General features: G+C 72.0%; 12 protein-coding genes. 4 read left to right on the forward strand and 8 right to left on the reverse strand.

What is annotated here, in order from left to right:
• Positions 1-29: 29 nt before the first annotated feature.
• The 3 genes from D1J60_RS13335 to clpS form a co-directional block, all read right to left on the reverse strand.
• Positions 30-1,475: an amino acid permease gene (locus D1J60_RS13335; RefSeq protein WP_125596105.1), complete on the reverse strand. Its 1,446-nt coding sequence runs from the start codon at positions 1,473-1,475 to the stop codon at positions 30-32.
• Positions 1,476-1,824: 349 nt separating this feature from the next.
• Positions 1,825-2,427, reverse strand: coding sequence for a DUF2017 domain-containing protein (locus tag D1J60_RS13340; protein WP_125821250.1), 603 nt, complete (start codon positions 2,425-2,427; stop codon positions 1,825-1,827).
• Entirely contained in the window at positions 2,427-2,741 is a 315-nt protein-coding gene (gene clpS, locus D1J60_RS13345) for an ATP-dependent Clp protease adapter ClpS (RefSeq protein ID WP_125596099.1), read from the reverse strand. The genes D1J60_RS13340 and clpS overlap by 1 nt, the downstream gene beginning before the upstream one ends.
• An 81-nt stretch (positions 2,742-2,822) precedes the next feature.
• On the opposite strand from clpS, the gene D1J60_RS13350 reads away from it, so the two are divergent.
• Both D1J60_RS13350 and D1J60_RS13355 read left to right on the forward strand, forming a co-directional pair.
• Positions 2,823-4,154: a nicotinate phosphoribosyltransferase gene (locus D1J60_RS13350; protein WP_125821251.1), complete on the forward strand. Its 1,332-nt coding sequence runs from the start codon at positions 2,823-2,825 to the stop codon at positions 4,152-4,154.
• A 134-nt stretch (positions 4,155-4,288) separates the two neighbouring features.
• On the forward strand, positions 4,289-4,873 hold the full coding sequence (locus tag D1J60_RS13355) for a nicotinamidase (protein WP_125596093.1): 585 nt from the start codon (positions 4,289-4,291) through the stop codon (positions 4,871-4,873).
• Positions 4,874-4,879: 6 nt separating this feature from the next.
• Here D1J60_RS13355 and D1J60_RS13360 read toward each other — a convergent pair whose 3' ends face one another.
• A complete protein-coding gene (locus D1J60_RS13360; protein ID WP_125596090.1) occupies positions 4,880-5,182 on the reverse strand; it encodes a hypothetical protein in 303 nt (100 codons plus the stop codon).
• Positions 5,183-5,294: 112 nt separating this feature from the next.
• Positions 5,295-7,706 carry an immune inhibitor A domain-containing protein gene (locus tag D1J60_RS13365; protein ID WP_125821252.1) on the reverse strand — a complete coding sequence of 804 codons (2,412 nt, stop codon included), beginning with the start codon at positions 7,704-7,706 and terminating at the stop codon, positions 5,295-5,297.
• Positions 7,707-8,125: 419 nt separating this feature from the next.
• On the opposite strand from D1J60_RS13365, the gene D1J60_RS13370 reads away from it, so the two are divergent.
• Positions 8,126-8,482, forward strand: coding sequence for a hypothetical protein (locus tag D1J60_RS13370; RefSeq protein ID WP_125821253.1), 357 nt, complete (start codon positions 8,126-8,128; stop codon positions 8,480-8,482).
• A gap of 74 nt (positions 8,483-8,556) precedes the next feature.
• Here the strand turns inward: D1J60_RS13370 and D1J60_RS13375 are convergent, their stop codons facing one another.
• A complete protein-coding gene (locus tag D1J60_RS13375) occupies positions 8,557-9,276 on the reverse strand; it encodes an RDD family protein (protein ID WP_125821254.1) in 720 nt (239 codons plus the stop codon).
• Between the two features lie 89 nt (positions 9,277-9,365).
• A complete protein-coding gene (locus D1J60_RS13380; RefSeq protein WP_241253248.1) occupies positions 9,366-10,829 on the reverse strand; it encodes an RDD family protein in 1,464 nt (487 codons plus the stop codon).
• A 290-nt stretch (positions 10,830-11,119) separates the two neighbouring features.
• Here D1J60_RS13380 and D1J60_RS13385 point away from each other — a divergent pair, with 290 nt between their 5' ends.
• Positions 11,120-11,599, forward strand: coding sequence for an SsgA family sporulation/cell division regulator (locus D1J60_RS13385; RefSeq protein ID WP_125821256.1), 480 nt, complete (start codon positions 11,120-11,122; stop codon positions 11,597-11,599).
• 50 nt (positions 11,600-11,649) lie between these two features.
• Here D1J60_RS13385 and D1J60_RS13390 read toward each other — a convergent pair whose 3' ends face one another.
• Positions 11,650-13,020 (reverse strand): FAD-linked oxidase C-terminal domain-containing protein, encoded by a 1,371-nt coding sequence (locus D1J60_RS13390; RefSeq protein WP_125821257.1) that lies wholly within the window; start codon positions 13,018-13,020, stop codon positions 11,650-11,652.
• Positions 13,021-13,114 lie beyond the last annotated feature (94 nt).

Here is a 13,114-nt window from a genome sequence, read left to right on the forward strand (position 1 = left end):
GCAGGCGGCCGGGAACCGCGTTCAGCCGGTCAGCGGGTGACCTTGTTGAAGGCGGCGCCCTGCGGGTTGCGGGCCTTGAGGACGAGGTAGGAGACGCCCAGGATCAGACCCCACAGCGGGGCGCAGTACAGCGAGACGCGGGAGTCCTTGTCGACGCCCATCATCACGATGACCATGCCGATGAAGAGCAGGGCGAACCAGCTGGACCACGGGGCGCCGGGGGCGCGGAAGGCGGACTTCGGCAGCTCGCCGCGGTCGGCCTTGGCGCGGTAGCGGATCTGGCAGACCAGGATCATGACCCAGGCCCACATGCCGGAGATGGTGGCGAAGGAGACGACGTAGTCGAAGGCCTTGCCCGGGGCGACGTAGTTGATCCAGACGCCGACCAGCATCAGCGCGGCGGAGAAGGTGGTGCCGGCGAGCGGGGTGCCGTTCTTGGTGAGCTTGGTGAAGAACTTGGGGCCCTGGCCGTTGAGGGCGAGGTCGCGCAGCATGCGGCCGGTGGAGTACATGCCCGAGTTGCAGGAGGACAGGGCGGCGGTCAGCACGACGAAGTTGACGATCGCGGCGCCGATGCCGAGGCCCATCTTCTCGAAGGCGAGGACGAAGGGGCTCTCGCCGGCCTTGAAGTTGGACCACGGGATGACCGACATGATCATGATGAGCGCGCCGACGTAGAAGACGGCGATGCGCCACGGCACGGTGTTGATGGCCTTGGGCAGGGTCTTCGCGGGGTCCTTGGACTCGCCGGCGGTGACGCCGACCAGCTCGACCGCGAGGAAGGCGAACATCACGATCTGCAGGGTCATCAGCGTCTCGCCGATGCCGTTGGGGAAGAAGCCGCGGTCGTTCCACAGGTTGGAGACGGAGGCGGTCGCGGCCGCGTCGGAGAAGCCGACGGTGAGGATGCCGGCGCAGATCAGGATCATGCCGACGATGGCGGTGACCTTGACCATGGAGAACCAGAACTCCAGCTCGCCGAAGAGCTTCACGGAGATCAGGTTGGCCGCGTAGAGGATCACGGTGAAGATCAGCGCGTACGCCCACTGCGGGAAGCTGTCGTTCGTCCAGTACGACATGTACTTCGCGGCGGCGGTGACCTCGGTGATGCCGGTGACCACCCAGAACAGCCAGTAGGTCCAGCCGGTCGCGTAGCCCCAGAACGGGCCCAGGAACTCGCGGGCGTAGTCCGAGAAGGAACCGGAGACGGGCCGGTACATGAGCAGTTCGCCCAGGGCCCGCATGATGAAGAAGATGACCAGTCCGGCGATGGCGTAGGCCAGGATCAGGCTGGGTCCGGCCTTGGAGATCGCCTTGCCGGCGCCCAGGAAGAGGCCGGTGCCGATGGCTCCGCCGATCGCGATCATCTGGATCTGGCGGGCTCCGAGCGCCCGGTGGTAACCCTCCCCGTCGCCTTCGCCCTGACCGCCCTCGCCGGGCGTCCTGTCGTTCTGCTCGACCTGCACAGAGGTCATGTCTTGGTGCGCCTTTCTCCACGCCGACCCGCGCCTCGAACGGCTGCGGATCGGGTACCTCGATCCCCCCGGATACGGATGGAGTTGCACGCCGGCGGTCAGCCGGTTCCAGCGGGCCGGGGGACATGGGTGGCGTCCCGTCGGCGGTCGTGAAGATCTATCACGTGGTCGCGGGCGGGAGAAGGGCGCAAAAGCGGCACAGGGCACGGCGATATCAGGACACGGCGCCACAAAAGGATCAGACCACCGCATGACGGTGATCTGATCGTTATCCGGATTTGAGCGTCCGCTGAGCGAACACACACGGGGACGTGACGTTCGTGGGGCGGACGGGCCCGCCCCGCCCGCCTCAGAGGGTCTCGATGAGGGTCTCCTGGAGGCCGCCGAGCCAGAGGTACGCCATCACCATCGGCTTGCGCGGGTCGTCGTCCGGGAGCCGGAACAGCACCGCGCTCTCGTCGTCCTCGGTGATGTCGAGCCGGGCCGCGATGGTCAGCCGCAGGTCGTTGAGCGCGCCGAGCCAGCGCAGCGGCAGCTCGCCGGTCAGCTCCAGCACCGCCGCGTCCTCGCCGGCCGGGGTGAGGGAGTCGAGACTGCGTACGACGGCCAGCGCGTCCTCCCGCTTGCGGGAGCGCAGGTCGTTCTCGGTGAAGCGGCGGAACTCCGCCGAGCGGGCCCGCAGCTCCTCGGGGTCCTCCCCGCCGCCGGGGCCGTCGGGGCCCCCGTAGGCGTCCGGGAAGAGCCGGGCGAGCGCCGGGTCGGCCGGGGGCTCGGTGGGGCCGTCGGAGGCGAAGAGCACGGCCAGCGGGTCGGCGTCCGCGGCGGGCTCCGGCTCGCCGGGGCCGATAAGCTCCAGCAGCTGCACGGCCAGCGAGCGCAGGATGGAGATCTCGATCTCGTCCAGGGCCACCGCGGCCCCGCCGCCCTCCAGCGGCTCGAACACGCCGCCCATCAGTTGCGGTCCTGCGAGAGGGTCGCCCAGAGCCCGTAGCCGTGCATGGCCTGCACGTCGCGCTCCATCTCCTCGCGGGTGCCGCTGGAGACGACCGCCCTGCCCTTGTTGTGGACGTCGAGCATCAGCCTGGTCGCCTTGTCCTTGGGGTATCCGAAGTACGCCTGGAACACGTACGTCACGTAGCTCATGAGGTTGACCGGGTCGTTGTGCACCAGGGTCACCCACGGGACGTCCGGTTCGGGGACCGCGAAGGTCTCCTCGGCCGATTCGGTGCGTTCGATCTCAATAGGAGCAACACTCACTTGTCCCATGCTGCCACTGTGACGGGCCGGTCGCACAAACGGGCCCCCACATCTCGTCACTTTGACGAGATGTGCGCTAGCATCCGTGGCATGAACCCTGCGGACCTGGGCCTGCCGGTGGACGTGCCGTCGACAGCGCTCTTCACGGATCACTACGAGCTGACGATGCTGCAGGCCGCCCTGGCGAACGGCACCGCCGAACGCCGCTCGGTCTTCGAGGTCTTCACCCGGCGGCTGCCCGAGGGGCGGCGCTACGGGGTGGTGGCCGGTACCGGGCGCGTCCTGGACGCCGTGGAGAACTTCCGCTTCGACGGCGCGGTACTGGAGTTCCTGCGGGAGCGGGCCGTCGTCGACATGCGGACCCTGGACTGGCTGGCGTCGTACCGCTTCTCGGGTGACATCTGGGGATACCCGGAGGGGGAGGTCTATTTCCCCGGCTCGCCCGTCCTGCGGGTCGAGGGCAGCTTCGCCGAGTGCGTCCTGCTGGAGACGGTCGTCCTCTCGATCCTCAACCACGACTCCGCCATCGCCGCGGCCGCCTCCCGGATGGCCTCGGCGGCCGGCGAGCGCCCGCTGATCGAGATGGGCGCGCGCCGCACCCACGAACTGGCGGCGGTCGCGGCCTCGCGGGCCGCGTACGTCGGCGGCTTCACCTCCACCTCCGACCTGGCGGCGGGCTTCCGGTACGGGATCCCGACGGTCGGGACCAGCGCGCACGCCTTCACCCTCGTCCACGACAGCGAGCGGGACGCCTTCACCGCGCAGGTCGCCTCGCTGGGCAGCGGGACCACCCTGCTGGTGGACACGTACGACGTCGCCGAGGCCGTACGGACGGCCGTCGAGGTCGCCGGGACGGACCTGGGCGCCGTACGCATCGACTCCGGCGACCTGCTGCTCGTCGCGCACCGGGTGCGGCAGCAGCTGGACGAGCTGGGCGCGACGCGCACCCGGATCGTGGTCACCTCCGACCTGGACGAGTACGCCATCGCCTCGCTGGCGGCGGCGCCGGTGGACGCGTACGGGGTGGGCACCCAGCTGGTGACCGGCAGCGGGCACCCGACGTGCTCGATGGTCTACAAGCTGGTCGCGCGGGCCGCCTCGGCGGACCCGAAGGCACCGCTGGTGCCGGTGGCGAAGAAGTCCTCGGGCGGCAAGACGTCCGTCGGCGGCCGCAAGTGGGCGGCGCGCCGGCGCGACTCCGCGGGGGTCGCGGAGGCCGAGGTAGTCGGCACCGGGCCGGTGCCGGCCGCGCTGGCCGGCTCGCAGCTGCTGGTGCAGCTGGTGAAGGCGGGCGAGGTGGTGGCCCGCGAGCCGCTGGAGGCCGCGCGCGACCGCCACCGGGCGGCCAGGGCCGGGCTCCCGCTCTCGGCGACGCAGCTGTCGCGCGGCGAGGCCGTGATCCCGACCGAGACGCCTTCTTAGCGCGCCGCCGGCGGGGGCCCGGCCCAGGGCCCGTGATCACAGGTTCGGGGAGGGGCGGGGCAGGGGAAGAGGACCCGCGGGGCCCGCCGCGCCGCACCGCACGACCACACACACCGACCCGAAGGACACGCGACATGCACCGCGCACTGATCGTCGTCGACGTACAGAACGACTTCTGCGAAGGCGGCAGCCTCGCGGTCACCGGCGGCGCGGACGTCGCCGCCGCGATCACGGAGCTGATCGGGCAGAGCACCCCCGGCTACCGGCACGTCGTGGCCACCCGGGACCACCACGTCGACCCGGGGTCCCACTTCGCGCGGCCCCCGGCCGAGCCGGACTACGAGACGTCCTGGCCGGTGCACTGCGTCGCCGGGACCGAGGGCGTCGGCTTCCACCCGAACTTCGCCCCCGCCGTCGCCTCCGGGGCCGTCGCCGCCGTCTTCGACAAGGGCGCCTACGAGGCCGCGTACAGCGGTTTCGAGGGCACCGACGAGAACGGCCGGGGCCTGGCCGAGTGGCTGCGCGACCGGGACGTGAGCGAGGTCGACGTGGTCGGCATCGCCACCGACCACTGCGTGAAGGCCACCGCGCTCGACGCCGCCCGCGCCGGCTTCACCACCCGCGTCCTGCTGGACCTGACGGCCGCCGTGGCCCCCCACACCACCGAGAAGGCCCTGGAGGAACTCCGCACGGCCGGCGTGACCCTGGTGGGCGGCTGAGCCCCCTCAGCCGCCCAGGAGGGCGCGGATGGGGTGCCAGAGTTCGTGGCCCGGGTCGGGGGCGCCGCGCCACAGGAGGCCGTCGGGGTGGTGCAGGACGGCGGTGACCTCGTCCGGGGTGGGGGGCTGGGCGTTGCCCCTCAGGTACACGGCCCGCATCCCGAGGTTCCGCAGCCTGGTCAGGGCGCGGGCCCGGTTCACGGCGTGCACCAGCACGCGTACGTCGCCGCCGTCGCCGGACGGCCTCGGCAGCGTGAGCGCGACCACCACGCTGCCGCCTGGCAGTCTGACGAAACCTCCACCGGGCATGATCCTCAGCTCCCCCGTCAATAAGAACAGTCGTCCCCGCATCTAAACGCGATCGGCCGCCGCCCGCTAGAGGGCGACGGCCGATCATGTTTTGACCTGCGGCTTTACCGAATTACTTGGCGGCGGGGCCGACCTCGATCGTCATCTGGAGGCCGTCGTAGGTCTCCTTCGCGATCTTGATCTTGGTGTTGGTGTCAGCGACCTTCACCGAACCGGTCGGGTTCTCGTCGTAGTAGTACTTGCCCTTGTGGTCGTCGAAGACCAGGTTCGCGGGCTTCGGCTTGACGAAGAGCGACTCGCCCTTGTTGTGCAGGGTGAACGCGTCCGTCGAGTACGCGCTGAACGTGGCGTCGTACGGCTGGATCTTGTTGCGCAGCAGGGTGCCGTCCGACCACTTCATCGGCTTGGCGTTGGCGTCGATCGGCAGGATCAGACCCGAGCCCGGGTGCTGGCTCGTGTTGTTGTCCTTCTGGGACTTGTCCCACAGCCAGATCAGCAGGCCGTCCTGGTACGGGTAGTGCTCGACCCAGTTCGGCTTGGTGTTGGCCCAGCCGAAGTTGTACGGGCCGGCCTTGAGGGTGCGGTCGTAGGAGACGTAGCGGCGGTTCTCGGCGATGTAGTACTGCGGGTACTCCTTGGTGAAGCCCGCGCCGATGCGCTCGAAGCCCTTGCCGGTCCAGCCGTTGTCGCCGTTCTCGGCGCCGTCGGTGAACAGCGTGGCGCCGTCCGCGGTCAGGGTGACGGCGTCGGCCGTGAAGCCCTTGCCGCCCGCGCCGCCGTCCGTCTGGTAGCGGAAGCGGAGGTCGACCTTCTTGCCCGCGTAGGCGTCCAGCGGGAAGTTCAGCGACTTCCAGGCGCCGGAGGTGCCGGTCAGCGACGGGCTGCCGGAGGCGTCGGCCGGGATGGCCGCGCCGTCGGCGGTGCCGGCCAGCGCGTGCCAGGTGGCGCCGCCGTCCGTGGACACCTCGGTGTAGAGGAAGTCGTAGTCGGCCTCGATGTCCCACCAGCCCTTGAGGGAGAGGGCGGCGGACTTCTTGCCGGTCAGGTCGACCGAGCGGGTCAGGGTGTTCTTGAGGTCGTCACCCATCTGGCTCCACCACTGCGAGGAGCCCTCGGCGGGAGCGACGATGTCGGTCTTGACCTGCTTCTTGGGCAGCTCGACGACCAGCGCCTGCTTGTCCTTGGTGTTGTACTCCGACACACCCAGCTTGTGGGTGGACTTCGTCGCGGCCTTGGCCTGGTCGTAGTTCAGCCAGCCCAGCTGCAGCTTGTCCCAGGCGGTCATGTCGCCCGGGAGGTCGCCTATGGAGTCCTTGCCGTTGCCGAGCCAGGAGCCGGCCGACATCAGGGACCAGAAGCCGACCGAGTTCTCGCCGCCACCGGAGGTGTCGTAGAGGTCCGGCAGACCGAGGTCGTGGCCGTACTCGTGCGCGAAGACGCCGAGGCCGCCGTTCTCCGGCTGCATCGTGTAGTCGCCGACCCAGATGCCGGTGTTGCCGATCTGGGTACCGCCGGCCTTGTTGTTCGCCGGGCCGGTCTTGCCGACGTCGGTGCCGTACGCGTACCAGCGGTGCGCCCACAGCGCCGTCTTGCCCTGCACGCCGCCGCCGGCCGACTCGTCCTCGCCCGCGTGGACGATCTGGAAGTGGTCGATGTAGCCGTCGGGCTCGTTGAAGTTGCCGTCGCCGTCGAAGTCGTTGCGGTCCCACTGGTCGTACTGCGCCAGCTGGGCCTTGATCTGCTCGTCGGTCTTGCCGGCCTTCTTCTGGGCCTCCGTCCACGCGGTGACGCCGTCGCGGACGGTGTCCCACACGTTGGAGCAGTTGGTCTGGCCGCAGTAGTTCGAGCCGTAACGGCCCTCGTTGTACGGGACCTTGACCCAGTCGGCGACCTCGCCCTCGACCGAGTAGCGGCCCGAGGAGGTCTTCTCGTAGTAGGTCTTCAGCGAGTCCTTGCCCTGGCCCGTACCGAAGTACAGGTCCTGGAAGTAGTCGCGGCTGAAGTCCTTGCGCCAGGCGGTGCTGTTGTTCGACGCGCGGTCGGGCTGCGCGATCGTGTTGTGCAGCGGGCCGGGCGTGCCGCCGTACTTCGGCTCCGGCGGCTTCGGGCCGGTCGGGCCGTCCGGGTCGAACATGGTCGTGTTGTCGACCTGGTCGCCGAACTCGACGAGGATCGTGAAGATCTTGTCGGTCTTCTCGCGGCCCAGCTCGACGTACTTCTTGTCGTCGAGCTTGACGACCTTCGAGGCCCCGCGCTGCTCGACGTTCTTCTTGCCCGCCAGCACCTGGTCAAGGGCCGCTTCACGCGCCTGCGCGTTCTGCTTGCTGAACGGGGTCTCGAGGTTGTGCTGGACCTGCTCCTTCGCGGGGGAGCTCGGGTCCTGCTTGTCGGCGGCCGGAGCGCCGCCCCAGCTGCTGTCGGCCTGGGCCGTGGTGATGAAGGCGCCCGAGGCCGCGGTGGCGGCCAGGGTCACGCCGACGGCGGCGGCGCGCAGCGCGCGACGCCTGGTGGAGTTACCGGTCACTTGATGTCGTTCCCCTCCCGCGGCCGCGACGTAGGTCGGAACATCTCCGTAGGAGTGGGGGGTTCCGCGCGGCGCGCGTCTCAAGTGACGACATTTGACCGGAGAGTCTAAAGAAAAGACAGACCTTGACTTCTTCCTTACAACTGCACTATGCGGTCAGCGAGTTCCGCTATTCGGACGTTCCGTCGCCATACGGGCTCATCCGGGGCGAAGGCCTCCGCTTGCCGGGTCCCGCGGCCGGTCGCGCGGCCGGTCGTGCGACACCGTGCGACGCCGTGCGCCCCTCCGTGCACCGGCACCGTGGGTAAGGTCACGCTTACTTGCCGCTCCGTCCGGGCATCCCTCACGGGAGTCACTTGACGCGTGCGCGATCTGTCGATGCGACTCCCACCCTCCACGCCTTGAGGACGGAAAACGCCATGCCGCGTCCGACTGCCGCACAGCTCGCCTACGGCTCCGCCACCGTCGTCGTGTCGACGATCGCCATGCTGCTGCTCTCGCAGACGAGCACCGGGATCGGGGTCGCGGTCATCTCCGCCGCCGCGCTCGCCCTCGGCCTGCTGGTCGCGCTCACCGTGCCGCTCCCGCGGCGCCGGGGCCGGCACGCGGCGCGGCGCGGCGGGGCGCAGGCATCCGCCACCGGGGCGGCCGGGGCGGGTTCCGGCGGGGGTTCCGGCGGGGGTTCCGCCGCGCGGGACGGGGCGGCGGCGGGAGCGGGTGCCTCCCGGGTGCCCGAGCCCCGGACCGCCTCGGCGGACCACCCCGTCCACCACTGACCGGACACCGGCGCGGGCGGCCGCCCCCACCGGGGTCGGCCGCCCGCGCGTGCCCTCGTACGAAGGGATCCGGCTCAGGTCGCGGTGACCACCACCGTCTTGGCCACCTTGTCGTGGAGCCCCTGCCGGTACGGCTTGTCGACGAGCATCGACACGATCAGCGCGAGCGGCCACAGGCAGAAGCAGCACACCAGCGCCGGCACCCAGAGCACGACGCCGCGGCCGAGCGCGGCGCCGGAGGGCGGCACGCTGCCGTCGTTGAGCATGGCGACGCGCAGGCCCATGGCCCTCTTGCCGACGGTCCGCCCGTTCTTGTGCGTGAACCACCAGTCGTAGCCGACGTACGCGACGATCGTGATCAGCGTCCACACCAGGCCCGTGCCGCCGTACGACTTCGTGATGACCTCGGTGACGTCCTCACCCTTGTCCGTGTCCACGACGTACCGCCGGGACCCGAAGGGCAGTTGGATGAGGAACAGCGGTACGCCGACGATCAGCAGGTCGATCACGCGCGCGGCGAGCCGCTTGCCGAAGTCCGCGAGCGGGGGCATCCCGGCGAGCGGATCGGGCATGCCGTGGCCGCCACCACCGCCGTACGGGTCTCCGGGCCCGCCGCCGTACGGGGGCGGGGGGTAGCCGCCGGGGGGCGGGGGCGGGGGGTAGCCGCCGCCACCGGGGGGCGGGGGCGGCGAGCCGTACGGCGAACCGCCCGACGGGGGCGTCGGATCGTGGGGCTTCTTGAGGAACGGGTCGTCCTCGGGGGGCTGGCCCGGCGGCGGCTGGTCGGTGCTCATGGCCCGAGTCGAACCCGGCTCCGCGCGCCCCGCAACGCGGCCGCGTCCGTCCGGGGCACGGGCCCGTCGCGGCGGCGGCGGCCGCCCCCTCAGCGGGTCACGAACGTCCCGGCGGCGCGGTCGTGCCAGGCCCGCCTGCGGGGGCGGTCCACCAGGCACCACAGGCTGCCCGGCAGCCCCAGGAAGGCGTACACCAGCCAGCGGCCCAGGGCCGCGCCGAAGCCGGGCGGGCGCAGGGTGGCGGTGGCCAGCACCCGCACGCCGAGCAGCTTCTTGCCCGGGGTGAGGCCCCAACGGGCGGTGGGCAGGGCCTCGTAGAGGACGCCGAAGAGCAGGACGGCACCGAGTACGAGGCCCAGGTAGCCGGCGGTGGTGGCGTCGAGCAGGTACACGGTGGTGGTGCGGCCGCTCGCCCGGGCGGCGTCGACCTTCGCCTCCAGATGGGCCGTCACCCTGGGTACGACGGGCACCGCGACGGCCGCGGCGACGGCGGTGTGCACGAGGGAGTCCAGCAGCCGTGCCACCCCCCGCCGCCCCAGCCCCGCGGGCCGCACGGCCCGCTCCGCCATCCGCTCGAAGACGGCCCGGCTGTCCTCCCGCGCGGGTGCCTCCGGCGGCGGTACGGGGGCACCCGCGCGGGACCCCGAGGGCGCGGGGGCGGGCTCAGGGGCGCGGCGTTCGGCGGCGGGGCGTTCCGGGGCGTGGGCCCGTACCGCGCTGGCGTCCCGGGGTTCCGGCCCGGGGGCGCGTCCCGCCGCCGGGGTCCGGTGCTCCGGGTCGGGGGCCGGTGCCGGCCCGGGGGTCCGGCGTACCGTCGCCGGCTGCTGGGGGTGCTGCGGGTGCTGCGGGTGCGGCTGCGGGTGCTGCGGCTCCTGCGGCCGTTGCGGCGGGGTGTGCGGGGTGGCCTCCGGCCAGCTGGAGGTGAGGCCCGAGGTGCCGGCGCCCGGGGCGTCGGGCCAGGCCGGCGGGCGGGCCGACAGGATGCCGACGCTCTCGGCGGCGGCCTGCGCCGGGAGCCGCTGCGCGGTGGCGGCGGCCGCGGGCCGGGCCAGGGAGATCCCGGCGGGCCGGCCGGGCTCGGGCTCCGCCGGGTCGCCCCAGGAGACCCGCGCGTCGCGGGGCCCGCCGAAGCCGGCCTGGTGGACGGGGTCGACCTGCCACCCGCCCGGCCCCCGGCCCGGCTCGGCCCCGCCACCGCCCGGGCGCGGCTCCGGTTCCGGTTCCGCTGCGCCGCCCCGGCCGGGGTCCGGGGTTCCGCCCCACTGCGGGCCCGGGGCGGAGTCCCGGAGCCGGGCCGGGGCGGGGTCCCCGTGGCCGGCGGGGCCCCACGGCGTCGGGCCCGGGTCCCGCAGGGCCTCCGTCATCGAGGTGTCGTCCAGGAAGACCGGCCCCGTCTCCTCCACCCGGACGGCCGTGGGAACGGCGGCGGCGGGACGGCTCGTACCCGGGACCCAGGACGCGCCGTTCCAGTACCGGACGTACCCGGGGATGGACGGGTCGGGGTAGTAGCCCTCGCGGGCCGCGTGCTCTCCGTCACCAGGGGAGGCCGTCAATGTCCCCAACTCCGATCGTGGCTTGAGGCTTGTGCAGGGGAGGACCCAAGGGGAGGACCATAGCCAAGAACCCCCGCCCGGCAGGTCCGGTAACGGGAGATTCCAAACGTTCGGGCGAACCTCGCCCCACCCCCACCCCACCCGACGGGTTCCGGTCAGCCGACAGGTTTCGGCCAACCTGACATTCGGTGCGGAAACCCGCGTCATACCCGGGCACGAGGGTGCTCTCTCCTCGTGCGGGGCGAGATCCGCCCCGCGTCCGCAGACGAACCCACCGAAGTGAGGCCGCGATGCACCACCCCGTCATCGAGCGCGAACTCGAGCTGAAGCTGGTCCTGTCCCCCGAGCGCAGCATCCCCGTCCCCGCGAAGCTGCTGTACCTCACCGACGACCCCTACGCCGTGCACGTCACCTTCCACGCCGGCTCCAGCACCCCCGTCAACTGGACCTTCGCCCGCGAACTGCTCGTCGAGGGGGTGTTCCGCCCGTGCGGCCACGGCGACGTCCGGATCTGGCCCACGAAGATCGACAACCAGTCCGTCCTGTGCATGGCACTGAGCTCCCCCGACGGCGACGCCCTTCTGGAGGCCCCGGCCGGCTCGGTGTCGGCCTGGCTGGAGCGCACCCTGCGCGTGGTCCCGCCGGGGACGGAGGCGGAACGGCTCGGTCTGGACGCCGCCCTGGCCGAGCTGCTCACCCCCACCCCCGCCGACGAGCTGTGGCTGCGCGACCCGTGGCCCTCGGACGAGGCCGCGGACGGCGACCTGTGAACGGCACCCACGGCACCAACGGCACCCCGTACGACGGGACGACGCGGACCTCAGAAGAGCTTGCCGGGGTTCAGCAGCCCGAGCGGGTCGAAGGCCTGCTTCACGGCGCGCTGCATCTCCAGTGCGACCGGCCCGAGTTCGCGGGCCAGCCACTCCTTCTTCAGCACCCCCACCCCGTGCTCCCCGGTGATCGTCCCGCCCAGGGACAGCCCCAGGGCCATGATCTCGTCGAAGGACGCCCGGGCCCGCCGCGTCTCGTCCTCGTCGGCGGGGTCGAAGCAGACCACCGGGTGGGTGTTGCCGTCGCCGGCGTGCGCGCAGACGCCGATGAGGAGGTCGTGCGCCGCGGCGACGACGGCCGTCCCCTCCAGCATCTCGGCCAGCCGCGAGCGCGGTACGCACACGTCGTCGATCATCGTCGCCGGCCGGAGCGCCTCCAGGGCGGTGAGGGACATCCGGCGGGCCTGGAGCAGCAGTTCCGACTCCGCCTCGTCCTCGGCGGGTACGACGGACGCCGCCCCGGCGGCGGCGCACAGCCTGCCGACGGCCTCCAGGCCGGCGGGCGCGTCCGGGGTGTCGAAGGCGGCGAGCAGCAGTGCCTCCGTGCTCTCGGGCAGGCCCATCTTCCCGAGGGCGTTGACGGCGCGGACGGTCGTACGGTCCATCAGTTCCAGCAGCGAGGGCGTCAGGCCCGCCTCCATGACGGCGCAGACGGCCTCACAGGCGGCGGCGACCGAGGGGAACTCGGCGGCGAGCGCCAGCTGCCGGGGCGGCGCCGGCCGCAGCGCGAGGACGGCCCCGACCACCACCCCGAGGGTGCCCTCGGAGCCGACGAACAGCCGCGTCATGTCGTACCCGGCGACGCCCTTGGCGGTACGGCGGCCCGTGCGCAGCAGCCGCCCGTCGGCCAGCACCACGTCCAGCCCGAGCACGTACTCGGCGGTGACGCCGTACTTCACGCAGCACAGCCCGCCGGACGCGGTGGCGATGTTGCCGCCGATGGTGCACTGCTCCCAGCTGGAGGGGTCGGGCGGGTAGAAGAGGCCCTGTTCGGCGACGGCCCGCGAGAGGACCGCGTTGACCACGCCCGGTTCGACGACGGCGATCCGGTCGACGGTGGAGACCTCCAGGATCCGGTCCATCCTGACGAGGGACAGCACGATGCAGCCGTCGGAGGCGTTGGCGGCCCCCGAGAGACCGGTGCGGGCGCCCTGGGGGACCACGGGGACCCGTAGGGCGGTGGCGGTGCGCATGACGTGCCGCACCTGTTCCACCGTCCGCGGCAGGACGACGGCGGCGGGGGTGCCGGCGTCGCAGAAGCCGGCGGTGTCGCGGGCGTAGGAGGCGGTCACCTGAGGGTCGGTCAGCAGCGACCCGGGCGGGAGTCCTTCGCCGAGTCGCACGATGAGATCGTCATCCATGTGGCCACAGTGGCAGCCGGGGCCATCGGTGTGAACACGGCGGCGACCGGCTTCGGACACCTCGGCGGGCTCTTCATATTGACGCACAGTGAGC

Source organism: Streptomyces sp. W1SF4, from assembly GCF_003950035.1.
In the GTDB taxonomy this organism is placed as follows: domain Bacteria; phylum Actinomycetota; class Actinomycetes; order Streptomycetales; family Streptomycetaceae; genus Streptomyces; species Streptomyces racemochromogenes.

Excerpts from the sequence above, each read along its gene's own strand:
- D1J60_RS13335 (WP_125596105.1), bottom strand. The coding sequence starts at position 1,475 with ATGACCTCTGTGCAGGTCGAGCAGAACGACAGGACGCCCGGCGAGGGC.
- D1J60_RS13340 (WP_125821250.1), bottom strand. The coding sequence starts at position 2,427 with ATGGGCGGCGTGTTCGAGCCGCTGGAGGGCGGCGGGGCCGCGGTGGCC.
- clpS (WP_125596099.1), bottom strand. The coding sequence starts at position 2,741 with ATGGGACAAGTGAGTGTTGCTCCTATTGAGATCGAACGCACCGAATCG.
- D1J60_RS13350 (WP_125821251.1), top strand. The coding sequence starts at position 2,823 with ATGAACCCTGCGGACCTGGGCCTGCCGGTGGACGTGCCGTCGACAGCG.
- D1J60_RS13355 (WP_125596093.1), top strand. The coding sequence starts at position 4,289 with ATGCACCGCGCACTGATCGTCGTCGACGTACAGAACGACTTCTGCGAA.
- D1J60_RS13360 (WP_125596090.1), bottom strand. The coding sequence starts at position 5,182 with ATGCCCGGTGGAGGTTTCGTCAGACTGCCAGGCGGCAGCGTGGTGGTC.
- D1J60_RS13370 (WP_125821253.1), top strand. The coding sequence starts at position 8,126 with ATGCCGCGTCCGACTGCCGCACAGCTCGCCTACGGCTCCGCCACCGTC.
- D1J60_RS13375 (WP_125821254.1), bottom strand. The coding sequence starts at position 9,276 with ATGAGCACCGACCAGCCGCCGCCGGGCCAGCCCCCCGAGGACGACCCG.
- D1J60_RS13385 (WP_125821256.1), top strand. The coding sequence starts at position 11,120 with ATGCACCACCCCGTCATCGAGCGCGAACTCGAGCTGAAGCTGGTCCTG.
- D1J60_RS13390 (WP_125821257.1), bottom strand. The coding sequence starts at position 13,020 with ATGGATGACGATCTCATCGTGCGACTCGGCGAAGGACTCCCGCCCGGG.